The 25,320-nt window shown below is 50.8% G+C and carries 19 protein-coding genes, 1 tRNA gene and 2 pseudogenes; 9 read left to right on the forward strand and 13 right to left on the reverse strand.

Annotated elements, in window-relative coordinates:
- The 5 genes and pseudogenes from ABUA47_RS03155 to ABUA47_RS03175 form a co-directional block, all read left to right on the forward strand.
- Window positions 1–2,397, forward strand: a pseudogene (locus tag ABUA47_RS03155) (hypothetical protein); the annotation flags it as partial.
- 94 nt (window positions 2,398–2,491) lie between these two features.
- On the forward strand, window positions 2,492–2,704 hold the full coding sequence (locus tag ABUA47_RS03160) for a hypothetical protein (protein WP_349824435.1): 213 nt from the start codon (window positions 2,492–2,494) through the stop codon (window positions 2,702–2,704).
- Window position 2,705: 1 nt separating this feature from the next.
- Window positions 2,706–3,134, forward strand: coding sequence for a hypothetical protein (locus ABUA47_RS03165; RefSeq protein WP_272219235.1), 429 nt, complete (start codon window positions 2,706–2,708; stop codon window positions 3,132–3,134).
- A gap of 2 nt (window positions 3,135–3,136) precedes the next feature.
- Window positions 3,137–3,313, forward strand: a complete 177-nt coding sequence (locus ABUA47_RS03170; RefSeq protein WP_008778316.1) for a hypothetical protein — start codon at window positions 3,137–3,139, stop codon at window positions 3,311–3,313.
- 18 nt (window positions 3,314–3,331) lie between these two features.
- Window positions 3,332–9,853 carry a hypothetical protein gene (locus ABUA47_RS03175; protein WP_349829764.1) on the forward strand — a complete coding sequence of 2,174 codons (6,522 nt, stop codon included), beginning with the start codon at window positions 3,332–3,334 and terminating at the stop codon, window positions 9,851–9,853.
- Window positions 9,854–10,084: 231 nt separating this feature from the next.
- On the opposite strand, the gene ABUA47_RS03180 is transcribed toward ABUA47_RS03175, so the two are convergent.
- The 5 genes from ABUA47_RS03180 to ABUA47_RS03200 form a co-directional block, all read right to left on the reverse strand.
- On the reverse strand, window positions 10,085–10,681 hold the full coding sequence (locus ABUA47_RS03180) for a hypothetical protein (RefSeq protein WP_349824433.1): 597 nt from the start codon (window positions 10,679–10,681) through the stop codon (window positions 10,085–10,087).
- Window positions 10,682–10,694: 13 nt separating this feature from the next.
- A complete protein-coding gene (locus ABUA47_RS03185; protein ID WP_016271634.1) occupies window positions 10,695–10,931 on the reverse strand; it encodes a hypothetical protein in 237 nt (78 codons plus the stop codon).
- A gap of 72 nt (window positions 10,932–11,003) precedes the next feature.
- Window positions 11,004–11,891: a hypothetical protein gene (locus ABUA47_RS03190; protein ID WP_057098517.1), complete on the reverse strand. Its 888-nt coding sequence runs from the start codon at window positions 11,889–11,891 to the stop codon at window positions 11,004–11,006.
- 3 nt (window positions 11,892–11,894) lie between these two features.
- The gene (locus ABUA47_RS03195; protein WP_195508124.1) at window positions 11,895–13,025 is read right to left on the reverse strand and encodes a hypothetical protein; all 1,131 of its coding nucleotides are present in this window, start codon (window positions 13,023–13,025) and stop codon (window positions 11,895–11,897) included.
- A 19-nt stretch (window positions 13,026–13,044) separates the two neighbouring features.
- The gene (locus ABUA47_RS03200; protein ID WP_057098515.1) at window positions 13,045–13,329 is read right to left on the reverse strand and encodes a hypothetical protein; all 285 of its coding nucleotides are present in this window, start codon (window positions 13,327–13,329) and stop codon (window positions 13,045–13,047) included.
- A gap of 24 nt (window positions 13,330–13,353) precedes the next feature.
- On the opposite strand from ABUA47_RS03200, the pseudogene ABUA47_RS24980 reads away from it, so the two are divergent.
- Window positions 13,354–13,547: pseudogene (locus ABUA47_RS24980) on the forward strand (hypothetical protein).
- Window positions 13,548–13,627: 80 nt separating this feature from the next.
- On the opposite strand, the gene ABUA47_RS03205 reads toward ABUA47_RS24980, so the two are convergent.
- The 3 genes from ABUA47_RS03205 to ABUA47_RS03215 form a co-directional block, all read right to left on the reverse strand.
- Window positions 13,628–14,863, reverse strand: a complete 1,236-nt coding sequence (locus ABUA47_RS03205; protein ID WP_057098514.1) for a site-specific integrase — start codon at window positions 14,861–14,863, stop codon at window positions 13,628–13,630.
- Window positions 14,864–15,335: 472 nt separating this feature from the next.
- Window positions 15,336–15,411, reverse strand: a tRNA-Phe gene (locus ABUA47_RS03210).
- Between the two features lie 137 nt (window positions 15,412–15,548).
- A complete protein-coding gene (locus ABUA47_RS03215) occupies window positions 15,549–16,550 on the reverse strand; it encodes a malate dehydrogenase (RefSeq protein WP_005825092.1) in 1,002 nt (333 codons plus the stop codon).
- Between the two features lie 193 nt (window positions 16,551–16,743).
- Between ABUA47_RS03215 and ABUA47_RS03220 the strand changes: the two genes are divergently transcribed.
- The 3 genes from ABUA47_RS03220 (at window position 16,744) to ABUA47_RS03230 (ending at window position 19,305) form a co-directional block, all read left to right on the forward strand.
- On the forward strand, window positions 16,744–17,580 hold the full coding sequence (locus ABUA47_RS03220; RefSeq protein WP_035449742.1) for a S1 RNA-binding domain-containing protein: 837 nt from the start codon (window positions 16,744–16,746) through the stop codon (window positions 17,578–17,580).
- Between the two features lie 100 nt (window positions 17,581–17,680).
- Window positions 17,681–18,373 (forward strand): DUF4476 domain-containing protein, encoded by a 693-nt coding sequence (locus ABUA47_RS03225; protein WP_005825088.1) that lies wholly within the window; start codon window positions 17,681–17,683, stop codon window positions 18,371–18,373.
- Between the two features lie 14 nt (window positions 18,374–18,387).
- Window positions 18,388–19,305 (forward strand): hypothetical protein, encoded by a 918-nt coding sequence (locus ABUA47_RS03230; RefSeq protein WP_035449740.1) that lies wholly within the window; start codon window positions 18,388–18,390, stop codon window positions 19,303–19,305.
- A gap of 84 nt (window positions 19,306–19,389) precedes the next feature.
- Here ABUA47_RS03230 and ABUA47_RS03235 read toward each other — a convergent pair whose 3' ends face one another.
- From ABUA47_RS03235 to ABUA47_RS03255, 5 genes are all read right to left on the reverse strand, one after another.
- Window positions 19,390–20,718 carry a TolC family protein gene (locus ABUA47_RS03235; RefSeq protein WP_005825078.1) on the reverse strand — a complete coding sequence of 443 codons (1,329 nt, stop codon included), beginning with the start codon at window positions 20,716–20,718 and terminating at the stop codon, window positions 19,390–19,392.
- A gap of 30 nt (window positions 20,719–20,748) precedes the next feature.
- Window positions 20,749–21,852 carry an efflux RND transporter periplasmic adaptor subunit gene (locus tag ABUA47_RS03240; RefSeq protein WP_005834785.1) on the reverse strand — a complete coding sequence of 368 codons (1,104 nt, stop codon included), beginning with the start codon at window positions 21,850–21,852 and terminating at the stop codon, window positions 20,749–20,751.
- Between the two features lie 78 nt (window positions 21,853–21,930).
- On the reverse strand, window positions 21,931–23,172 hold the full coding sequence (locus tag ABUA47_RS03245; protein ID WP_005825074.1) for an ABC transporter permease: 1,242 nt from the start codon (window positions 23,170–23,172) through the stop codon (window positions 21,931–21,933).
- A gap of 5 nt (window positions 23,173–23,177) precedes the next feature.
- On the reverse strand, window positions 23,178–24,437 hold the full coding sequence (locus ABUA47_RS03250; protein WP_005825072.1) for an ABC transporter permease: 1,260 nt from the start codon (window positions 24,435–24,437) through the stop codon (window positions 23,178–23,180).
- A 54-nt stretch (window positions 24,438–24,491) separates the two neighbouring features.
- Window positions 24,492–25,208 carry an ABC transporter ATP-binding protein gene (locus ABUA47_RS03255; protein ID WP_005825069.1) on the reverse strand — a complete coding sequence of 239 codons (717 nt, stop codon included), beginning with the start codon at window positions 25,206–25,208 and terminating at the stop codon, window positions 24,492–24,494.
- Window positions 25,209–25,320 lie beyond the last annotated feature (112 nt).

Here is a 25,320-nt window from a genome sequence, read left to right on the forward strand (position 1 = left end):
GCCCTTCCCGATATTATCCGGAGCTTCGATAATACGCTGCCGACCGACAACAATCTTTACTCGGCAAAAAGAAGTCAAAGGGAATTCCTGAGCAAACACTGTCGGGATACCGCGGCCGAGGTGATCGGTTTTCTGAAAGGGGCTTGTTTTGGGGATTACAAGGCCGGTGAATCCGGAGGTAATGTTGATGGCGAAGGTAATGCCGAGTTTCTGACGGCTGTTATCCGGGAATTGCTCCGCAGTACCCGTTTCGTAGACGGCATGTTCGGCGAGGGCTGGCAGCTATGGATAGATAAAATAACGGGGCTGAGTAATCTCACGATAGACAAGGCGACCATCCGGCAGACGTTGGTAGCCTTGGAACTGCTCATAGAAACGGTTCGCAGCGTAAGGGGGCAGCTGGTTGTATCCGCAGCCAACGGTAAGATCAAGACCGTGACCAGGGAGGGCAACAATTACCGTATCATCTTTGAGCAGGAGAACACGTTCGTGGCGCACGACCTGATGCGCTGTGCCGTTTTTACGGGGGCGGAGATTCGGGGTTACTGGGTGGAAGTGTCGGAAGGCGACACGGAAGGGATAACGGTACCCCAGAGGGAGTTTGGCGGGACGGAACCGAAGGCGGGTGACGAGTGTGTATTGATGGGTAACACGGAAAACCCGCTCCGGCAGAACCTGATCAGCATATCGGCCACCGAGGACGGCCAGCCACGTGTTGACATACTGGATGGCGTGATGGCGAAAAACTTCAACGGCTGTTTGCGCTGCCGGGTGGGTAATCTTGACGGTATCAAGGACAGCGCTTTCCCGGCGAATAACCAGCCGCACGGGAACGGTCTCTATGGCGACAACGTATATCTGAAAGGTACGTTCGTCCTCATGACCGGCGAGGATATCCTGACGAAATTTGAAATTACGGAGGGTAAGATACAATCAGCCGTGGAGGGTCTGCGTGACGAGGTGAGGGGAGAGCAGAGCTTTTTCGATAACACCACGTTTACCGAAGGGATGAGCAAATGGATAAGCGGATATAAGGCCGCGTTCCTGACTTTCGGTGGCAAGTGGATTCTTGCCGGTAACAAACTGTTAGCATCGAGCGAGAACGGCAATGTGGAGGTCGTAAAGACCGGTAAGGTCCCCTATGTCCGTATAACCAACAGTTACATCATGCAGAAGAACGGGGATTTCCGCACGATCCCCGATTTCAGGGAGGTGAACGGGGAGGGGCTTTTTATCCCGGGCTACGTATATCTGTCCTTCCATTACAAGGTGGTCGAGGCCGGTCATCTTCGTGTCGAGTTTGTGAACGGGGATAAGACAGGGTTCGAGAACTTCAACATGTTCGTTTATGACGGCGATTTGCCGGTCGGCGGGGAAAAGGTGTTCAACCATTCCGGGCTTTGGAACGGGACCGGCGACTTCAAGCTGTCGTTCACGGGTGTCATCCAAGTTTCCTTATTGGTATTCTCAACCGATCGCACGGATGCCCTGGCATATAAGTATGCAACCTTCTTTGAACAGTCGGACAAGATGCTCAGGATCGCCGCCGCGAATTTTGACAAGGACGGCAATGTGCTGGAGGCGTCATCCATCATCACGACGGCCAAATACAACAGACTGATTTCCGTGTATTTTGATGAGAACGGGGAACTTCGGAATAAATCGGGGTTGGTGACCACCGCCAATTTCTCCAAGCTGTTCGCTGAGGGCGTTACAAGCAACGGGCTCGTGAAGAAGGCGGAACTGAACGTCTATGTCACCAAGGATGAGTTCGGCGATCTTGTTTCCGGTGTCACCATTAAAGCCGACCAAATCAAACTGGAGGGGCTTGTTACGGCTAACGGCTATTTCAAGGTCCTCACGGACGGGAGCATCGAAACCCGGAACGCCAACATCAGCGGTACTGTCAAGGCCGATAAAGGCAAGATAGGCGGCTTTACCATCGATTCCGGCCGTTTGTATTGGAAAAGCCGCGATTATTTCGGAAACGATTCCCGGAGTTTGAAACTGGGAGTCTCGAGTTCCTCGACGGAGGGGATCGTGGACGTGGCCTTCAATGGCGCTACCAGTGGGCGGTTTGGCGTAAAATCAGTCGGGGCGACATCCGGTGGGGCCGCTATATACGCATCGACAGGCTCCTTAACCTACCCGGCCAGCAGTATGGCCTATGCCGGGTTCTTTGTGGGTCCGGTAGATGTAAGGGATACCGGTAACGGATTGATAAGTGATGTTTGCGCGTCGAAAGGGTTCCGGTACATCCAGAGCCGTAATTCCGACGGTACATACGTGTATAACGAGGGAGTGAACTGGGGTGGTGGCATGTCGGAAAACCCCGACCTTGACAAGATACGCCTTATCGTGAGGGGAGGTATCATCGTAGGATATAACAAAGAATAAACATTTAAAACCAAGAGATATGAAAGTTGACTTAAACAGGAGATTCAGGGGCTTTGACGGGAACGAGCTTGGCGGTGACAACATCGCTACCGCCGTGGCGGAGGCCCTGTTCAATTACGGAAAAGACAAACCGGTAGGCCGTGATGAGAAGTTCAGGGCTTACGTCCTGTGCCAGCGTATCATCCAGGGCGGTGGAATCCTGGAGATCACCACCGAGGAGGGTACGCTTATCAAGGAGGTATGCGGCGAGAGCCTGACGGCCGGCGGTTACGGCCAGGTTTATGAACTGATAGAGGGAGGGGTTTGATATGGCACTGACAGAATCGGATATCGCCCAGGTTTTGGAGGCGGTCAAGGCGGAATCGAAGAGTGTCGAATCCCTTGAAACGGTCGGCTCGCTGAGCGGGGTCAAATCCCTGCCGGGACAGAAAGGTGACAAACTGGTGAACGTCCCGATCACCTTATTGAGCAAGCCAGCCGATGACGCGGCGGTCCGGGCGATCAAGGCCGCTGAAAGGGTGGAGGGATTGGCTCCCGAAATGGAAGCGGCCACCCAGGAGACAAAAAAGGCCATTCAAACGGCGGGTGAATCGGCGGCAAAGGCGGAGGCGGCCGCGAAGAAGGCCGAGGATGCGATAGCCCAAGGCTACAAACATAAGGAGATGAGTGAGGAGGAGTTTGAAAGTCTCCCGGAAAAGGACGGCAAGACCATTTACCTGATTTACGAGGAGGAATAGGTATGATAAGTGTTGGAAACAAAGAGGTGACAGCCATCCGTGTAGGCGAACGGGTGGTGGCGACGGTCTATATAGGGGCCAGGCTGGTTTGGCAAGCCATCCGGAGCTGTTTCGGCGCGGGCTTTTGGCGCGGTGACAAACCCTGGAGCCGAACGGATGGCTGGAAACGGATGAAATAACTTTTAAAGAATAACGATATGGCGAAAAAAGTGTATGACGAGGACGGTCTGGATATGCAGAAGACCGATTGGTCCGGTGACGAATCCACGGGTAATCTTCCGGTGAGCGGCCGGTTGGTGGAGAAATATATCAAAAGTATTGATGACAAGGCCACCCCTACGGAGGAGCTGGCCGCCGGTGAAACGAAAGCCCCCACGAGTGGCGCGGTGTTCGCCTCGCTGGTGGGCACCGTGACGAATATCGACGTGACGGACAGCGAGGACGGCACTCAGTATGTGATGACAGTCACGCAGAAGGATGGCGAAGGCGGGGAAAGCGACAGGGAGGTGCGCTTTTCCAAGTATAGCGACGATGACAAGGTGGTGGTGAATATAGACCTGACCGATGCTTCGGGTTCCTCCTTGCCCGCTTCCCAGTATTTGTCGTTGGGTACCGGTTTCGTGGTGAGATATGCCGTTGGCGTGGGCACGGCCGGTGGCGGCGAGGTGAGTGGCTACAGCGACCTGAAGGCCAAGGTGGTCGTAAAACGTGGCTCCACGGTCCTTTCAGAATTCCAGGATGCGGAGTTTGTCGGCGTTACGGCCGGTCAGAGCTATACTTTTGACGCATCGCCTTACCTGAAGGATGCCACGACCTACACCGTGCAGGTGGAGGCGCAGGCCGGTTATGATGGCGGTACGCTGATGAAAACCGCTACTGCCAGGGTGACGATGGTGGCTATGGAACTAAGTACCACTTATTCGGTTGGGAACGGACTGGCTGACGGGGGATACCGGAACGATGTGAACATCCCATTTACAGCTAAGGGAACGAGTGGCGAGAAGAACATCTACTACCGTATCAATGGCGGGCAGCCCTATACGCTTGGCCTGTCAGCCGGTTCTGGTGTCCAGCAGAAGAACGTCACCGTTGCGCTGAGTGAAATGCGGGAGGGCATGAACGTGGTGGAAGCCTATGCGCTGCACGAGAACTCCGGCGTGGTGAGCGAGATACACTACCTGACCCTGCTGAAAGCCGGGGAAGGTGTGACGGCCTATGCCGGCATGATGTTCAACCACCGGGCAGCGGGGTTCCAGCGTGATTGGAAGCACCCCGTACTGGAGGCCGAGCAGTTCACAGCGTGGAACTTCACCTATGCCGGCTATGACCGGGATGCGTACACGGCCCGTGTGAAAGTGACGGGCCAGGGCAGTGTGGTGAAGGAAGACCTGCTGCAGCGCGGTGAGACCGGCAGCTACGGGCGGACGAACGTGAACGTGGAACCGCTGGATTACCGTGTGTCGTGCGGTGATGCCGTGCTTGAGGTGCAGGTGAACACCACATCGCACCCCGACATTGAAGCTACGCTGGCACCGGATGCTGTGTGCACGTTCGATGCCTTCGGGCGAAGCAACACGGAAAACAACCCGGAAAGCTGGGTGAGCGGGGATAAACGGATGGAATTCCGTGATGTGCTGTGGAGCGTGAACGAATACGGCGCAGGAAGCGGCTGGCACAAGGACCGCCTGCTGCTGGCCGGCGGTGCGGGCATGACACTGACGGCAGACGGCGGTTATCGCCCGTTCAACGAGGCGGACAAGCCCGAGGGTTTTGCCATCCGCGACGTGGGCATGACGCTGGAGATAGAATACAGCACGGCCAACGTGACTGACACCGACGCGGAGCTGATCACCTGTCTGGGCACCCTGCAAAACGGCAACCGTTACGGGCTGGTGGTGACCCCGGAGGAGGCGAAGTTCCTTACCGGCGTGGTGACGGAGGCGATGGATGCCGGTCAGGTCCTGCGCTATGAGGACTCGGTGGGTACGAAGTTTGAACCCGGTAAGAATATCCGCATCACTTACGTGTTCTACCCGGACGTGGAGACCAACGAGCAGCGGACGCTGATCGGCTTCTATGTGAACGGGGAGGAGTCGGCCGCCTCGAAGTGGCTGGACAAGGTGAACTTCGACATCCGGAGCCAGCTGGAGTTTAAATCGGAGGGGGCTGACCTGAACGTGAAGAGCGTGCGCATCTATAACAAGGCGCTGACCTCGGACGAGGTGCTTAACAACTACATCGTGGACCGCAACCATCTGGAGGATGCCGACGGGGAACCGGGCGTGCGCTCGCTGGATGAGGACAACCGCGTGCTGAACGAGGGGGACACGGTGAGCATGGAGAAGCTGATGGGACTGATGAAGAAACGCCGGAACTCGATCCTGGTACTGATAGGCACGGGCAGCGTGGGCAGTGAGGTGCCGAGCGAGAGCGACACGCTGAACGTGATGGATGCGCTGGCCCAGCTGAACAACAAGAAGGCCAACAAGCTGTGCCGGGAAGTGAGATTCTATAACGGTGAGAACCGGGCGCTGGACTGGATAGCCCGTGACATTTATCTGCGCATCCAGGGTACCAGTTCGGTGAACTATGCCCGCAAGAACCTGCGCTTCTACTTCCAGAAGACAGCCAGCGGATATACGGCACGGATGAGCTACGGCGAGATAGACGGCAACGGGCAGCAGAGCAACCCGACAGCTACGGAGGGCAAGAAGAACCTGTTCAGGCTGCGGGCCAACTCGGTGGGCGCGAAACTTGCCTGTGCGAAATGTGACTTTTCCGACTCCTCCATGACGACCAACACGGGCGGTGCGAAGTTCATTCATGACGGCATGAAGGAAATGGGAATCCTGACCCCTGCCCAACAGTATGCCGCCGACCATGCAGATACGTGCAAGGAAGATATACGCTCGGCCATTGACGGCTTGCCCTGTGACCTGTTTGTGGCCAGGAGTGTGGACGAGGACCTGACCTATTACGGCCAGTATAACATGAACAACGAGAAGAGCGACAGCTACCCGATATTCGGCCAGGACAAGACTATCGGCGGCGAGCAGTGGGGAACCGGCGACACCCTGAACTACCTGCAGGCGAACGGCGACCGGCCGAAGGAATACCTGCCCATCTGCATCGAGACGCTGAACAACTCGAATGACCTGTGCCTGTTCCGTTGGCTGCCGTCCACGGAGCCCGATCATACGGACTTCATGGATTTCAACTTTGACGGCGGTTTCGAGTTCAACCACCCGAAAGACGTGTTCTGGAACGACGGCGGTGGCGATGCCGAAGAAGAACCGAACATCAAGGAACACTTGGGCACCGGTGACAAATATGACAAGATGTACAAGGCCCTGGACCGCATGATGGGCTTCCTGTACAGATGCGTGAAGGAAACGCCTGCCGGCAAGAATCTGACCTATAACAGGGAGTCGCACACGTTTGACGGGGTGGACTATGAGGATGACGGCAACAGGTTCCCGACCGCGAAATGGGTGAGCCCGACCTTCAGGAAGGAAGCGGGGAAGTATTTCAACCTGCCCAACCTGGCTGCCTACTACCTGTATGTGCAGTTCAACCTGGGCGTGGACCAGCTGGCAAAAAACATGCTGGTGCGGACGTGGGACGGTGTGATGTGGTGGATAACCTATTACGACGGGGACTGCCAGCTGGGTTCGGACAACAAGTCGTTCCTGACCGGGAAGTATGATGACAACCGGCAGACGAAGCGAGACGGAGCCTATGTGATGCAGGGACACAATAGCTGGCTGTGGAACCTGATACTGGGCAATATGGGCAATCTGCTGGAAGAAGTGATGACCAGGGGTGTGAACGGCGGTACCAGCTTCATGAGTGCCTTCAGCATCCAGAAGGCCGTTGATCATTTCGACACCGAGCAGATGAAGAAGTGGTGCAGCCGGCTGTACAACAAATCAGGCATCTTCAAGTATGTGTATCCGTTCCTGAACGAGATGCCGGTGGGGGCTGACGGTGCCAAACAGACGTATCCGCAGATCTACGGTCTGAAGGGTTCGTTGAAAGCTCACCGTAACTATTTCATCCAGCGCAGGTATGACCTGAAGCAGGTGGAGTACGGTTATGTCTCTACGCTGGGTGCCCAGTTCTACCAGAGTACGGCATCGCTGGACAAGGCATACAAATTGAAGCCGATGCAGTACCGGCTGACCATCCCGTACCGTGTGCAATTATCCACCAGTAACGGCGTTCAGGCCGACAGCGGCGTGGTGGATGCGGACGTGCTCCACTCCCTGCAGCTGGCCCGTGCCTTCGGTGAGAACGACCCGCTGAAGATTATCGGCGCGGCTAAAATCAAGGAGCTGGTGTGGCATGAGGACGCGTTCGCCATCGGATTCAATTTCGGCTTGCTTACCTCATTGGTTAAACTTGACATGAGCGTGGAGAAAGCCAGCGGTTATCGTAACGGTTCATTCATGGCCTCGACGAACGGCATGCTTCTTCTGGAAGAGCTTAATATGCGCAACAACCTGCTGGCACGGAATGGCGATAACGGCAACGTGACGACCTTGGACTTGAGCTGGCAGGGACGGTTGAAGAAGCTGGACGTGAGAGGCACGGGGCTTACCCGCGTGAAACTTGCCACCGGTGCGCCTGTTGTGCAGTTATGCTTGCCGGAAACGATAGAGGAACTGTTTCTGGAATATCTTCCCAGGTTGGCAGAGAGCGGATTGGTACTGGATGGCATCGGTAACGTGCGAGGCTACCGGTTCATGGGTTGTCCGGGCATTGACGGGTTTGCCATGCTGGAACGTCTTCATCAGGCCAAGTTGAACGGTAGCGGTAAACTGGAGCGTTTTGTCCTTGACATCGATATGGAGGATGACGGCAGGCTGCTCGGGAAATACTACGATTATGGTACCTATACCTCCACCGGAGCGATAGACAACCGTCATTCCGGATTGCGTGGCAGGCTCCGCCTGACAAAGTACATGGAGGACGAAGAAGCGGACAGATACAGGGAGCGTTACCCTGAACTGGAGATCGTGCAACCGGCCTACAGCATCATCGAGTCGGACGAGAGCGTACCGGACGATGCCAATATCTCCAACCCGGACAACGAGACCGGCTATAAGTATGGAAATGCTTACGTCATGAATGCCCACGTGGCGGCGATCCTCAAGAAGCGCCACCGTGTGCTTGCCAAGGTAACGAAAAAGCCCACGAGCCGTAAAGTGGAGATGGCCGGCCAGACAGTTGACGTGAACAATCCGGACGGTGAGATGACCTATTGTCCTTTGGATGACACCAACAGCAATAAATATTACGACGGAAGCGCAGCCAAACTTGACAGCAGCGAGGGCGACTGGATGATGTACGAGCCGTTCTTCTGGTCGAAAGGTGTCAATGATTACCTGAATGAGAAATATTACAGTTGTTACAGTTCCAACGGCCCCGACGATATGCCTCCCATCCCCGAAGCAACCGTTTTGACACTGGATGCCATCAAGGAAACGCAGGGCGGCTGGCTGGGTGAACGCAAGATTATGAGCGGAAAGCCCACGCTGAAGGAATCCTATACCACGGACAAGGCTTATTCCGTGTGCAAAGTGGACGTGTCGGGCTACAAGCGTGTCCGCTTCCCGAGTGTTCCCGGCACAGGGCTTATCGGCAGTGTGTTTGTGGATGATGCAGGAAACATTCTGAAGAACATCGTGGTGCCGACCATCGGCTTGAAATTTGAAGCCGGCATGTATCTGATAGTAGACGTTCCGGAACGTGCGACCGCCCTGCATTTCTCCATTCTGAACACGGCTGAGTTTGACTGCGTGGTACTGAGCCACAGCGACAAGATAGAGGACATGGAACCGGATTGGGTGGCCAACGAGGAGCATCTGTGTGCCGTTGTGGGCAGTTCGGTGGTGGGCAGTAAGCTGCGTGCCTGCATAACCGGAAACACTACAGCCGGCAGTATGACGTGGACAGACTTCCACTATTACAGCCAGCAGCGGGGCATGCAGCAGATAGATGCGCTGATGCACAGCCGCATCGCGAATCTGAGCTATGCCCGGTACGGGCGCAGGGACATGCAGGAACAGTGCGGTGCCGGACAGCATAACTACAATAGAATAACGGGCGGAACGGCAGAAAAAGGCATGACAGACACCATCGGCTATGATGAAGCGTATGCCATCAACAACAAAATCACGAATTCGTTGATTGACGGTCTGGTTCACCAGTATGCCTGGTATAAGAGCCGGGACGAATACGGGCAGGTGACTGTGGTGCAGGTGAACAATATCTGCTGCCTGGGCTATGAGGACATCTACGGCAACAAGTATGACATGATGGACGGCGTGGACCTGCCGAACGACAGCGGCAACGTGGGCAAATGGCGCATCTGGATGCCGGACGGCACGGTGCGGTGGGTACAGGGTAAAACGGCCAGTGACCAATGGACAACAGGCGTGGCACATGGCAAGTATATGGATTTGGTTCCGGTGGGTAATCTGAACGGATCGTCTTCTACCTACTATTCCGATAAGTACTGGATAAGCACCGCTATAGTCCGTGTGGTCTATCGCGGGTACAACTATGCGAATGCGATTGGCGGCGTGTCGCATGCGAATGCGAATAACGATGCATCGAACTCGTACCCGAATGTCGGCTCCCGTCTGGCCTTCCGCGGCAAACTCGTTCGGGCGGAAAGCGTGGAAGCGTATAAAGCGATTCGCGAAGTGTTGTAAGCGCAAAGCGCCAAAGCGTGGAGCGAAGCGACTAAAACGAAAGAACGGTGTTCGGATGGTTTCCGAACACCGTTCGTGTTATTATAAATACCGGCGTAAGCCGGTCGAAAATGTTTTAAGAAAATGAAATTTGATAGTGCTTTAGTATGTGTGAGAGAGTGCACAACACACCAATTTATACTATACAAATGTAGCGATTTTTGGCGAGATTACCAAATTTCTTAGTAATAATTAGAAGTGAGAAATTAAGCGGAAAAGGGCAGGGTAGGGGGGGTAGGGGTGCGAAAAAAAGAACGTTTCGTTTTGGGAAAAAGAACGTTTCGTTCCCAAAAGTCGAAACATTTCGTTTTGCGGATTATATTTGCGTGCGTTACTTCCGTACACGTATCCTTCTATCTCCACTCCCAGGGAATAGAACATGTTGGTGACGGCGGAGTTGTCTATCAGCTCATCTGTCGGGTCGATGCTGTTCCGTTCGTAAAGCAGGTCTTTTATGCCTTCTTCATTTCGGGCATATTCGTCGGCTTTTCCGTCCGCTTCCATGGCTTTCCTTATATCTGCAAGATACCCTTGCAGGTTGTCGTGCTCCTGTTCGGCATACCATTCCCAGACCTGTTCTTCCAATGGATGGAGGCTGTTCCGGCGGATACACCGTTCCTGCAAGTCCTCACGGCTGTCCAGATTCTCATTGTAGTCCACATAATAGAGGCTGACATATCGGGGGACATAGTCTTTCCAGGATTTCGGGGGCATATTCAGACTGCTTCCTGTCCGGTGGCCTCCTGTTGATTGTGGATGGGAGTTTTCTGTCAAGATTGTTGTGTTCATTTGTCTATTCAGATTATTGCCCGGCGGGGGCATTGACTGTACGCACTTGGGAAAGTTGCAGTTTCACCACCTTTATTTTTTCAATCAGTTCATTCTCTCTTCGGAATGACGGGGTACATTTTGTACGCCGCATCCCGGCTCCCCAGGGGATTTTGTCACACGCCTTTCTCAGGCGTGCCCTTTCGGTGTCCAGGGCGGACTCCAGACGTGCAAGTTTGCGTTGCAACGATTCTTCGGTCATTGTTTTCATGATTCCATCATTTTTTTGAGATATGACGACTGCCGTTATCGGGCTGTCGCCATACCGGGTTGATTATTCAATTTACATTTCCGCCTTTTCTCTTCTGATATTGCGTAAGGCGTATAGCAGGTACAGGAACAAGTCCCTGTCATAAATCCGGAAGAAGAACGGCTCTTGCGTTTCCTTGACCGTTCCGGTAAATGATACGGACTCCCGGTTCATGGGGAACTGGAGAAGTTTTCCGTTTGCCAGCAGGGTGTGCCTTCGTTTTTTTGCCTCTTCCAGAAAGATTTCCATATCATCCCGCCTCTTGTGTGCGGAGAAATAGAGGAAATGATGGCGGCGCAGGCTGAGCAGGATTTCCGCCATGTTTTTTCTTGCGTTTCGGATATCCGGCTCCTCATCCGGGCCGGTGACCAGGTTGCAGATGAATTTTTTCTCTCCGTCCGTATCAGTGAAGAAATAGGGTGTGAGAAGATACTGCCTGTTTGTTTTGCCGGTAATGGCACAGGCCGGCCCTTTGGTGACACCGCCTCTGAAAGTGAGGCTCCGGTAATGTCCCTCCATCTGCCTTTCCAGTTCTTTTCTGGGTGTGGTGACGGAGCGCAGTCCGGTGAAATAACGTCCTTCCACATGAAAACAGAATGTGTACAGGTCTCTGAAGCAGGGCTCGCCGATGAAAAAGAAATTTCTGGTATGTCGGACGGGCGGCAGCATATCCATGTTCTCATAGTATTGGCTTTCTGTTATTTCCTTGAACGGAAGGCACTTGGATTTCAAGTGGATACGGAACATCTTGTCTGCCGTGTTCCTTGAGACGGTGACAAGCCGGGGATTGTCCTCTCCGGCTCTCAGCTCTTCCAGCGTCTTGTGGGTATAATCGCAGTGTATGCCGTCCGACATGGAGGTAAGGAAGCTCCCGTCGAAACGGTACGGGTCGATGACGAATCCGGGTCTTGCATTTTTCATGGCTCAGATGTTTTGAAGATTCAACACTCTCTTGGCGGCACTGAGTGCATTGGAGGTAAGCTGCCGTTGCCATGCCTTGTTTTTGGGTGACCAGCGGAATCCGGCGGATTTCAGTTCCTTGCGTCTGCTGTCTTCGGGAATTCTGTCAAACAGGATCTGAAGGCGGTCTTCCCCATAGTTCCATACAAGTGTTCCGCCCTCGAACGGCACTTCCTTGCTTTCCTGACTTTGCACCGCTTTCAACTTTTCGCGCATCCGTTCCGCAAGTTCCGGCAATTGGAAGAATTTGTTTCTTTGGGTGATGACGGGTTTCTTCACCCTTGCGTTATATTCGGAAATGAAGTCCACCGCTCTGCGGACGATTTCCACTTCCCCGTGATTGGCAAGGGTGGATACCTTGTTCAGGATGCTGCTGACGAACAGGGCACGGCTGTAGCCCCGGCATTGTCCGGTATCAATCCCGTGGATGGTGTCGGCGCTGCTCCTGATGTCGCGTTTGAGCGTCTGCCATGCCTTTTCCCGCTTCTCTTCCTCCGGTCTGGCGGTTTCCTGTTTCCGTTTGACGGATGCAAGGACCTTTTGCCGCCAATCGCGGAATTCCTCGTAGCGGTTCCGGTAGCTTTTGTTCATTTTTTCCTGCCTGCGGTAATCAAATCCGCCCCGTCCCGTCACCATCGGGTTGGCGCAGCGCGAGAGGGCCGAGAGCTGGGCGGACAGCTTTTGCCGGTAGGCGGTGATATAGGTTTCCCGTTCCCCTTCCGGCATGAGTTGCAGGTCGTTGTGCAGCTCCTCCCCGTAAACCATGATGTCCGTTTCTCCGCGAATCTCCGGATCGAAGGAACTCCAGGCGTATGCGTCGCAGGCCTGTTTCCACATATCCTCCAGATAGCCCGGATGTTTGAATGCTATGGCTTCCCAGTCTTTGAAGTTACTGGAATGCAATTCATTCCGGTCTTCCGGATTTCCGTACAGATGTACAAAGTGGTGCATCCCGTGATGCTCCTTTCTGAAATGGAACGGTACGGGAGGATGGTCCGTACCCTTTTCCCGGACCATCGTGACCCGGTGTGCGTTCTCTGCGGTAAGGTCCGTTACTTGTTCTTCCCGGACCTTTGCTGTTGTTGTTTCAGTCATAACCATTGCTTTTTTGATGTCAGCCGTAAATCATTTCGTCCAGTTCTTCGTCCGGCAGTGTGCGGATTTCCTCTTCCGTGCAATAGCAGGCTATGCTCTCGTCCAGCTCGAAAGCTGCCGGGTCGAGGCTTTTGATGCCATCCAGCAGTTCCTGTTCCAGCCTTTCTACGGAAACCGTATAGTTCCCGTCTTTGCCTTGTACTTCCCGTGCCGGATAACTCTTTTCCCGATAGACCAGTGTGGTGATTGCAGGATTCGTATTTTCCTGTCCTGTTCGTACTTTGGTTACTGTCATCTTGTTCATACTTCTACTGTTTTAAAGTTAGACATGACCGGCTCCGTGGAGCCAGTATTTCGGTTTCTTACTTGCCGGGCAGCCCTTTGCCTTGATTGTGCAAGGCTTGGCAAAAGAAAATACCGGAGCGAAGCGAGGATGATTTTCTTTTAGCCAACCAGCCCCTGAAAGGGGCCGCCTTGCGCAATCAGAGAGGCAAAGGGTTATCTTTGCGGGTAAGAAAATGAAAGAATGGCAGGTGTTTATGGATTTTCGGATACAAAAAAAGCCATCCTTGCGGGGACGGCTTTAATGGTGTGTTGTACGTCTATTGCGCCATACGTTCCTTTACATTGTTCATGGCTTCTTTCAGGCTGCTGTTCATGACCCGTGCGTAATGTTGGGTCATGCGTGTGGAGGCATGTCCGAGCATGACGGATACATCCTGCAAGGGAACGTTGTTGGCGAGCGTGACGGTGGTTCCGAAAGTATGGCGGGCCACATGCGTGGTCAGATTTTTCTTTATGCCGCAGAAATCGGCGATTTCCTTGAGGTAGCTGTTCATTTTCTGGTTGCATAAGACGGGCAGGCAGCATCCTTTCTTTATGCAGACCGGGTGTTCCCTGTATTTCTCCAATATGGCCAGGGGAATGGGCAGCAGCGGGATGTTGCTGATGGAAGACGCTTTTCTGCGGCGCTCCAGCTTGACCCTTCCTTTCCTTATCCACCAGTCCCCGAGATTGTCCTGCACCAGATTCTCATTGTTCAGGCCGGCTACATCGGAGAACGCCAGGCCGGTGAAGCAGGCAAAGACAAAGACATCCCTGACCAGTTCAAGCCGGGGAACCGTGAATTTTTTCTTTATGACGGTCTGTAGCTCGTCGTAGGTCAGGAATACCGGATCGGTCTCGTCCTGCTCCATCTTATAACCGTAAAAGGGATTCTTACGCATCCATTCCTTTGCCAATGCCATATTGGTGAATTTCTTGAAGCATTTCATGTAGCGGACTATCGTGTTCCGGCACAAGCCTCCTTCCGTTTTCAGGTAGATGTCGAACGCATGGATGAACTCCGGTGTCAATTCGTGGAAGGTGATGTCCTCCTTGCCATAATAGGAGGGGATAAGCTGCCGCAATTTTTTCACCACATTCTTATATCGGTTAATGGTGACAGGGGAATAGTCTATATTCACCAGGCTTTCCATTTCCTCGATGCCTTCCTGCATGGTGCCGAGCAGCGTACGCATTCCGGTATCTTTTCCGAAAACTCGTTTCAGGATTAGTTTCGGGGTAATCAGGGCCTGTTCCAATACCAGTTCCTTGTGTTTCTCAAGGGCACGGGCATGTAATTCCGCAATATAGGTGTTCAATGCGACGGATGCCCTGTCCCTGCCTTTGCTGCATCCTTTGGCCGCGTTCCATAAGTTCAGAGGCACGCTTCTTTGGATACGGGCATCGTCATAGTCTCCGTTGATGGTTATCCGCATCAGTACGGGCGCCTCACCGTTTTTCAACAATTTCGTTTTGAGCACGAAAAAAAGAATGTTCATTGTTCCTTGTTTCATCACTTTTGTTTTTTAGAAGTGTTACATCCAATTGTTTCGTCAAAACCGGATGGCATGAGGAGGTGAGACGAAGTGTTAAATTCGGTGGCTTTTTTGAGCGGCTTGTGGAAAAGCCATAGAAAAGCCATAAAAATCCCATTTTCCCAGGTTCGAATTGCCTTTGGTATCCCGGGTTCGATTCCTTTTTTTCATTCTGATGGGACATTCCGTAGTTTTAAACTTCTTTCACAATTTCAAGCTCATTCGGCCATGTGTGCAAAATTACTTTTTTACACCGGAGATTGATGTTGACAAATGGTTGAAAAACAATGAAATATGGTGCGTGTTTATGGCTTTTTTCAAAGCCTTAAAAAAAGCCACTGAATTGGCAAAATCCAACTTCACAAATATGTAATAAAATGCGTAACGAGGGTAAAAAAAGAACCCTTGAACTATCTCTAATTCAAGGGTTTTCTAAAAGTGAAAGCTTTTTTGGTGGTGCCACCAGGAATCGAACCGGGGACACAAGGATTTTCAGTCCTTTGCTCTACCAACTGAGCTATGGCACCTTTTTCGTTTGCGGGTGCAAAGATAAAGAGTTTTTTTTATACCGCAAGGCTTTTTGAGGAAAAATATCTAAAAAAGGTGCCTCTTGCTCTATGGAGCGAGGCACCTTACTTCTAAAAATCATTTGCTATCGAAGACATCAGTCGATATTCGGATTGATGCTGTGCCAGTCTTTGATGGCAGGCAGTACACCCATTTCTATCACCTCGTCACGAAGTGTGCAGAGATGGGCATAGCTTTCTTTCAGTTTGGCTTCTTCTTCGGGCGTGCCGTTCAGTTCCTTATAGTGTACACCGTCTTTGGTAATTTCAGTTTCCATTGCCATCATGATGTGGTCGAAGCCGTGGCTGTGTACATATGTACCGGCAGGCCAGCGGAACGGTTTGCCACCCATCGCTGCAGCTATCATTTCGATAGAGACGTATGCCGGACTCTGGAAGGAAGAACGTCCACGGAGGGCGATGATGTTGGCACCGCCTTTGGTTACCTTAGTCTGGATTTCGACCCACTGTTCTTTAGTCAGGGCAGGGGTACCGATGATATCAAGTAACGGTTTACCGTCCACCTTGGCGGTAGAGGCATATACAGCCATCTGTTCACCATGACCGCCGTAGGTACGGCAATTTTCGATTTTGTCGGGGGCGATGCCGAAGTGCTTGGAAAGTTCACTGCGCAGGCGGGTGCTGTCGAGGGCAGCCAATGTGGTCACTTGTGAAGGTTTCAGGCCGGAATACAATAGGGTAATCAGACCGGTGATGTCGGCAGGGTTGAAAATGACAACCACGTGCTTCACATCCGGACAGTAGGCTTTTACATTCTTACCGAATTCTTCGGCAATAGCGGCATTGCCTTTCAAAAGGTCTTCGCGGGTCATGCCGGCCTTGCGGGCGGCACCGCCTGATGATACCACATACTTGGCACCGGTCAGCGCTTCTTTGATATCGGAGGTAAATGTGATGTTCATTCCTTCGAATCCGCAGTGGAACAGCTCTTCGGCCACACCTTCCAGTCCGGGAGCATAAGGGTCGTACAGACATAGGTTGGGAGTGAGATGCATCATGATTGCAGTCTGTGCCATGTTTGAACCGATCATGCCGGCTGCGCCGACGATTGTCAATTTGTCATTTGTCAGAAATTCCATAATCTTTTTTATTTAAAGGTGAGTAATATCTTTTCTTGCTGATTGTCACGATACAAAGATAACCCTTTTTGAAGAGAGTTGTTCATAGAAAAAAGTTATCTTTTAGAGCAAAAAGTTATTTCTTCTTTCCGAACTGCTGTATTGTACCTAAATTACTTATCTTTGTTGGGAAAATGAAGATAAGTAAGAAACTATGAGCATTGAGTTAGGAAAGTACAATACGCTGGAAGTGGTGAAGGAGGTAGCCTTCGGCATGTATCTGGACGGTGGCGAAGAAGGTGAAATTCTGCTTCCGTCGCGTTATGTCCCCCAAGACTGTAAGGTGGGAGACAAACTGAACGTTTTTATATATCTTGATAACGAAGAACGTCTGGTAGCCACTACTCTGACACCGTTAGTGCAGGTCGGGCAGTTTGCCTGCTTGGAGGTGGCGTGGATAAACCAGTATGGTGCTTTCCTTAACTGGGGATTGATGAAGGATCTTTTCGTCCCCTTCCGCGAACAGAAAATGAAGATGCAGGTGGGAAAGAAGTATGTGGTTCATGCCCATTTGGATGATGAAAGCTATCGTATCGTGGCATCGGCCAAAGTAGACCGTTATCTTTCCAAAGAGAAGGCCGTCTATGAGTCGGGGCAGGAGGTGGATATCCTGATTTGGCAGAAGACGGATTTGGGATTCAAGGCGATCATCAACGATGAATATAGCGGCTTGCTATATGAGAGCGAGATATTTCAGCCACTGCACACGGGCATGAGGATGAAAGCCTATGTGAAGCAGGTACGTGAAGACGGCAAGATAGACCTGCTGCTTCAAAAACCGGGGCAGGCTAAAGTAGAAGATTTCTCAGCTACGCTGCTGGACTATATCCGTGAACAGGGCGGACGGATAGCTTTGAATGACAAGAGTCCGGCAGAAGAAATCTATGCAACTTTCGGTGTCAGCAAGAAAACCTTCAAAAAGGCTGTGGGAGATTTGTACAAAAAACATCTGGTTGTATTGGAGGAAGATGGAATCAGGATTAGGAATTAGTCCCAGTCATTAGGAATTTCCCTACTTGTAAATAGAGACAATCATTAGGGAGGGGAATTTCCTCTCCCTATTTTTGTCGTACAATAAAAAAAGAAAAGTCATGATACGTCATTTGATATTAAGTGTTTGTCTAGTTCTGGTAGCGTTTCCCGCAATAAAAGCGGCGCCCATAGACGGAATCCGTATAGAAAGTCCATACCGTAGAGTGGTGGTACTGGTCGACGGACAGCAGGTTTGCCTGCCTACTTTCAGTTGTTTTGTAGCCAATCTGCGTGGTAGTTGTCGGGTAGAGGTTTATGAAGCGCCATCCCGTGGGGAGAATTCCCGAAGAGGAAAACTCCTATATGATGAACGTGTGCATTGCTCCATCAATGAAGTGGAAGATATTTTCATTCCAGAGGACAAAAGACCTGGTGGAAACTGGGGTACTTCTAATCATCACAAGCCTGGCAGACCCGGTGACAGACCGTTAGGAGGCGAGCAGCATGAACCGGTGATGTCACCATCTGCCTTCGAACAGTTTATGGGGCTGATGGAAAAACAGAGTTTCGATTCAGACCGTAAGGAAGTGCTCGACCATGCCTTGCTGACCTCTTGGTTCACTACTGACCAGTGTATCCGTCTGATGGATTTTTATCGTTTCGACAGTGAAAAGAAACAGTTGATGAAGAAGATTTATCCTAAAATAGCCGATAAACCGAATTTCTATTATGCGATAGACAAGCTGACCTTCTCGTCGGACAAGAACGAGATAAATGCCTTCATCAAACAATATCATGAGAAGAATAACTAAAAAAAGGAGGGGTTATGAAACGGATTATATTTATATTTCTTGCCGCTATGATGAGTACAGCTGTTTGTAGTGCGGCAATGAGCAACAGCAAAGTGCGTAAAGAGACCCGCTTTCTTACGGACAAGATGGCCTATGAATTGAACCTGAGTACAGAACAGTATAATGACGTGTACGAAATAAACTATGATTTCATTTCCGGTATACGTTATCTGATGGATGACGTTCTTCGGGGGGAGGAATGGGCCTTGAATCGCTATTACGATTATCTGGATGTGCGCAATGACGACCTTCGATGGGTGCTGAATAACCGGCAGTACGGCCGTTTCATGCAGGCCGCCTATTTTTACCGTCCGGTTTATGTAAGTGGTGGTCGTTGGTCTTTTAGGGTTTACATCACTTACACCAACCATAATCATTTCTATTTCCCGCGGCCGTATCATTACCGTACATATTGCGGTGGGCATTATCGTACGCACTATCACAACAGCTATTATCGCGGTCGTTACCATCATCCGCACTATACTGGTTCGTGGAGTATTCGGAATGATAAGTCGTACCACACCAGCCGCCGTTCAGATTTCGGTTCGGTGAACATCCGCCCTAATTCGCATAAGCGTCCGGCAGGCAGGGATGATGTATATACCACGCGACGTAGCAACAGTAGTAATAATCGCATTAGCACAGGTACACGTAACAGCAGTACGCGACGTAGTAGTGTGGATAGTGGCAGAAAGTCGAGTAAAGAGAAAATAGAAACCACAAGAACTAAAAATAATGATAAGAGCCCCAGCCGTAGCAGGGTAAAGACGGCAAGCAAGGAAAGAAGAAATGCTTCCGGCGTACGGAGTTCCGAAAGCCGTCGCAGCAGCTCTTCAAGCACTACCCGCAGTTCTACCGGCAGTAGCTCTTCCCGCTCTTCGGAAAGGAGATAGAAGAACAAAAAACTCCCCTCTTGTCAGCCTGGAGGCAGGGAGAGGGGAGAATCAAACACAACAACTAAAATTATACTTCTTTTTTTATTCAATCGGTTCTCCCTTATAGAAATCCAGAATCTTGGTACGGAACAGATAGTCATACTTGGCTTGCAATTCGTCTGATTGGGATTTCATAAGGTTCTGTTTTGCTTCATTGTATTCTACGGCATTTGCTTTTCCGTTCTCATACTTTTCGCTCATCAGCTTGAAAGACTCTTCGCTGGCAACGGTGGCTGTATGGCTACTGGTATATTTGCTTTCGGCAGCAGCGGCGTTGTACCATGCTTGTTGGATTTCCTTATAAAGTGTCTTCTTGGCATTATCCAATTGCAAGGCATAGTTTTCACGTTGCAGGCGTGCCGTGCGTACCCGGTTACGGGTAGAGAGACGGTTGAAAATAGGTACGCTGAGGTTGAATCCTACATATTTGTTGAAGTTATCGTTCATCTGCTGGCTGAAAGTACGGTCGATGGTAGAATAGTAATTCGTACCGAGACTACCGTTCAGGCTCAGTTGCGGGTAGTAGTTGCTCTGGGCAATACGGATATTGTGTTTACTGCCTTCCAAGCGGAACTGTGCAGCTTGTATGGAAGCCTTACTCACCATGGCTGTTTGGAATATCTCATCCGGAGGAGTGAGAGGGACTAAATCCAGATTGACTGCCGGAGATTCCAGATTGAACCCTTCCGGTGTTTCCAGTTCGATAAGCTGGCTAAGGTCGAGCAGGGCCAACTTATAGTTGTTGTTTGTCTGCACTACATTCATCTCGTCTTGTGCCACACGTGCTTTGGCTTCTGCCAGTTCTGCCGGAGAGGCTTTTCCCAAGTCGGCAAGCCGGCTGATGCGGACATATTGCTCTTTGCTCAATTGCACTTGTCCCAACGCCACCTGGTGGAGCTCTTCATTGAACAGCACCTGAAGGTAGGCCGAAGCTATATTGATGGCAATGTCTTCCTTGGCTTTGTCCAGGTCGGCAATGGCAGCTTTGAGGTTTAGTTTGGCCAATGCATACTGGTGGGGAATTTCCAGACCGGTAAAGATAGGTATGCTGGTATTGACAGACATATTAGTGCCGTGGCTGCTGGTGTTGACGTATACAGTGGAATAGTCTCCCGTATCCTCATTTTTGATGGCTGTTTGCGTACGTCCCCAGTTCCAGCTCTGGCCGGCACTGGCATTCAGGTTCGGCAGTCGTGCCCATTTGGCTGTATTTACTTCGACAGCACTCTGTTCGGCAGCGTTGGCTGTCTGGCGGATACTGATGTTATGCTCGATGGCATAGTCTATGCATTGGCGTAAAGACCATCGTTCCTGCGCCTGCACTGAGATACTGCCGAATATTGCGAGGTATAAGAATATCTTTTTATTCATATCGTATATCTTTTTAAGCTATTCCGTTTGTTAATCCTTTTTCTCTGCACCGCGAATCTTATCCTGGGCACTGATACCGCTTTTGATGGCAATCTTTATGCCGTCACTCATGCCGACCTGGATGGGGCGGCGTTCGAACTTCTGTACCGGTACACTGTCCGTCATTACATATACAAAGGTGCTGTCACCATTGAATTCAATGGTACTTTCCGGTACGGCAAGCGTTTTCTGGGCACGGTCCAATACGATTTCTGCGTTGGCAGAATAGCCGGAACGTATCTGTACGCTGTCCGGTGCGGCAATGGCAGCTTTGATTTCAAACTGGTTGGCACCGTTTTCTTCCACACCCTTCGGAGATATGTATTCCAGTGTGGCATCGAACGAAAGATTCTGCAGGGCGCCGATTGTCAGTTTCACCGGCATGCCTTCGTGCACACGGCCCACTTCCGTTTCGTCAATGTTGCCGCGGAAAATCAAATCGTTCATGTTGGCAACGGTAGCGATGGTGGTTCCGTCATTGAAAGTGTTACTCATGATAACCGAGTTACCGACTTTGATGGGTACATCCAGAATCAGACCGGTAATGGTGGAACGGATCAGGGTACTACTGAAAGAGGCGCTGTTCTTGGTGATGCCTTCCTTTACAATTTCCAGGTTATCTTTTGCTGTCTGCAGTTCCTCGCGTGCCTGCTTCACGCTTACTTCCCCTTTTTCGTACTCTTCAGCGCTGATAAGCTTGTCGTTGTACAGTTTCTGGGTACGGGCGAAATCCGTTTCGGCTTGGGCAGCGTTGATTTCCGCCAATCGTACGCGGCTTTCGGCAGAGTTCAATTGTCCCAGTTCGGGTATCACCTTTACTTTGGCAAGCACTTCCCCTTGCTTCACACTTTGTCCTGCTTCCTTGTATACTTCGGCAATGATACCGGAAATCTGCGGCTTGATAAGGACTTCATCTCTCGGTTCCACTTTGCCGGTGGCTACGGTAGTCTTTTCAAGGTCTGTCACTTCCGGAACTATCGTTTCGTATACTGTTACTTTAGGTTGGGACTTCTGGTACAGAAAAACGAATGTCCAAATGAATAAGGCAGCAATTACTACCAATAATGCGATTTTCAGAAACTTCTTTGTTTTCATCTTATATTTACGATTTAATTATTTACGATTGATATAGCCATTATTTCATGGCTTACGGTTAGTGGTCTCTCTATAAGTTTATTCATCCCTGATGGCTTCAATTGGCTTGATTGCCATGGCGCGATAGGCAGGTGCCAGTCCGGCAAGCACTCCTAATGCGATGAGGAGGATGCAGGTTCCGATAGCCAGTCCGAATGAAACCTGGTAGTGGGTTTTGATAACTCCAGGGTCATTGGCGGCCTTTTCAAGTATTTGCAGTACAAATACGGCAAAAGAAATACCTGCCATACCCGCTATAGTGGTCAGCACCATGCTTTCCGAAAGAATTTGTTGCAGAATGTCTTTAGGACGGGCACCTATGGCACGGCGTATGCCTATTTCCGTTGTACGCTCCTTGACGGTTACCATCATAATATTCGATACGCCGATAGCTCCGGCAAACAGCGTCCCCAAACCTACCATCCAGATTAGAAAGCGCACTCCAATCATCAGGTTGTCCATCATGGAGAACATAGCTTCCGCATTCAGAAGCATGACGGCTTGTTTGTCATCGGGAGCAATGTAGTGCGCTGCTTTTACAAGACGTTCCACTTCGGGCTGCACGTCTTTCACTTTTACTCCCGGTTTCATGATGAAACATACTACATGCAGTTTCTTTCCGAGGTTGTAGGTCTGTTGCATGGTGGAAAAAGGCAATGTAATGGCTTCAGAGGCCTGCCCTTGTATATTGACATTGCCTTCGGATGAACACATTCCGATAACCCGGTAATAGATACCATTTACCCGGACATATTTGCCGCAGGGGTCTTCACCGGGTTTGAAGAGGCTTTCATAAACACGTTTGCCGATTACACACACTTTACGCGACTCTTTAATGTCGACATCATTGATGAAACGTCCATAGGTCATCTCTTGATGTTCTATCTGTTCATATTCGGGATACAAGCCTTTCACACTACAGTCGTACTTGTTGTCTCCGTAGACAGCCACTTGTCCCCATAAGGCAATGGAAGGCGTGGCAAGCGCCACACCGTCCACATTGCGTACACGGTCTACATCTTCCATCTCCAAATCCCACCATCGTCCTTTGCGAAAACCTTTATAAGCCTCGCTTGTCTTTTGTGCAGCGATAAAGCCCGAGTTGGTTGCAAATCCTTCGAACTGGGATTTTAGTTCTTCCTGCATGCCCTGGCCGCCACCGATAAGCGCCACCAGCATAAAGATACCCCAGAATACGCCGAACGCCGTAAGCAGGCTTCTCGTTTTGTTCCTTGTTATTGTGATGAGGATTTCCTCACACGTATCTATGTCTATTCTCATAATCTTTAATCTGCTCTAAGTGCTTCAATAGGACTGATACTTACCGCTTTCTTAGCCGGGAAGAACCCAGCCAACGTACCCGCTATGATAAGGGTCAGGGTAGCTTGGATAGCAATACTGAGGTCTACGGTGGGATCGGAGAACATGGTCTGCTGGAACATGCCGGCATCCATCGTCTGGCTACCGAAAGCAGAGTTCATCCATTCCGTCACCCCGATGCCTGCCACCATACCGATATAACCGAATAGCGTAGTGATAGTCACGCTTTCCACAATAATCAGCCAAAGGATGGAGAAAGGTTTTGCTCCCAATGCCTTACGGATACCAAATTCCCGGGTACGTTCTTTCACGGTAATCAGCATTATGTTCGACACGCCGACAATCCCACTCAACAGTGTGAAGATACCGATAACCCAGATTGCAGTCCGGAGGATACCCATTGCATTCTGTGTCTGCAGATAGTTGGTGAAACGATTCCATATCCATATGGCGCTCTCATCTGTGGGGTCAAAGCGGTGATTGGTGGCAATAGCCTTGCGGTATTCTTTTTCAAAGGCTTCGTTACTTTCTATGCTGTGCAGGTTCTTGGTTGTAAAGATGATGTTATTCAGCTTGTCTCCTTTATTATAGATGGTCTGCAAGGTGGAGAAGGGGATATACGCTTCGTTTGCCTCGCGGTCTCCCTGGTCATTGTAGAGGCCTACTACTTGATAGGCCACTCCACTGGCATTGACAAATTGTCCGATGGGTTCAGTATGCGTTTTTCCGAAAAGGATATCTGCAGATTTCTTATGGAGGATGATGACTTTACGTCGGTCTTTCAGGTCGTTGTAGTTGATGAAACGTCCGTCCGCTGTTTTCACGGTTTCCACTTCGGTATAGTTGGGATATACGCCCAGCAGAGAGATATTGATATATTCTTGTCCGAAGCTGACGTTTACATTACTTTGACGCACGGTGGCACCGGCACTGATGACATTTTCGGTGAATTGCTTCTCCGTGTCATCCATGTCCCGGTTGTCCAGTTGGACGCGGCGTCCTTCTTTCAGACCGTCGTATGACTTGGTGGTCCAGCCGGGGAAGATGCGGATAGAGTTCAAGGCACGCTCCGACGCATTTTGCTCGAAGGCATGTATGATACCGTTTCCGGCTCCGAGCAGCACGATGAGCATGAAGATTCCCCATGCCACGGCAAAGCCCGTCAGGAATGTACGCAGTTTGTTGCGTTTGATGGTTCCGTATATTTCTTGCCAAAGGTCTATCATTGATAATTAAAAATTAAGAATTAAAAATTAAAGGGGGAGGGGGCTCTTCCTTTATTATTTCATGAATCCGTCTTTTCCGAACGGGCTTGCATCGTGGTTCAGATTCGTCTCGATGCTACCTATGATACCGTCTTTGATATGGATAATCTTGTCCGTCTGGTTGGCAACACCGCTTTCGTGGGTCACGACTACGATGGTCATGCCCGTATCGTGCAGTTCCTTTAGAATCTGCATCACCTCTACGGAAGTCTTGCTGTCGAGCGCGCCGGTAGGTTCATCGGCAAGGATAATCTGCGGTTGGGTAATGAGGGCACGGGCGATGGCTACACGTTGTTTCTGTCCACCGGACATCTCATTTGGCATGTGGTGTGCCCACTCTTTCAGCCCCAGGCGGTCCAGATATTCCAGTGCCAGCGCATTACGTTTGCGGCGGCTCACTCCTTGATAAAAGAGAGGAAGCGCCACATTCTCCACTGCATTCTTGAAGGAAATGAGATTGAAGGACTGGAAGATGAAACCAATCATACGGTTGCGGTACTCGGCTGCCTTCGTTTCGCTGAGGTTCTTGATGAGGGTACCGTTCAGATAATATTCCCCCGTGTCGTAACTATCCAGAATACCCAGTATATTGAGTAAAGTGGACTTTCCCGAACCCGATGAGCCCATGATGGAAACAAATTCGCCTTTCTGAATGTCGAGGTTGATGCCTTTGAGCACATGCAGCGGTGCTCCGTTGTTGTAGGTCTTGTTAATGTCTTTTAGTTGTATCACTGTTTTCCCTGTTTATTGCTTTACTCTTATTAATTTTCACTATTAGACGCAGCAATGCTACGAAAAGTTGCAAAAGTTGCAAACTTTTTTAAAAAAAGATTTTGCAGTGTCG

It is taken from the genome of Bacteroides sp. RTP31139st1_H2_RTP31139_211217 (assembly GCF_040227615.1).
Lineage (GTDB): Bacteria > Bacteroidota > Bacteroidia > Bacteroidales > Bacteroidaceae > Bacteroides > Bacteroides uniformis.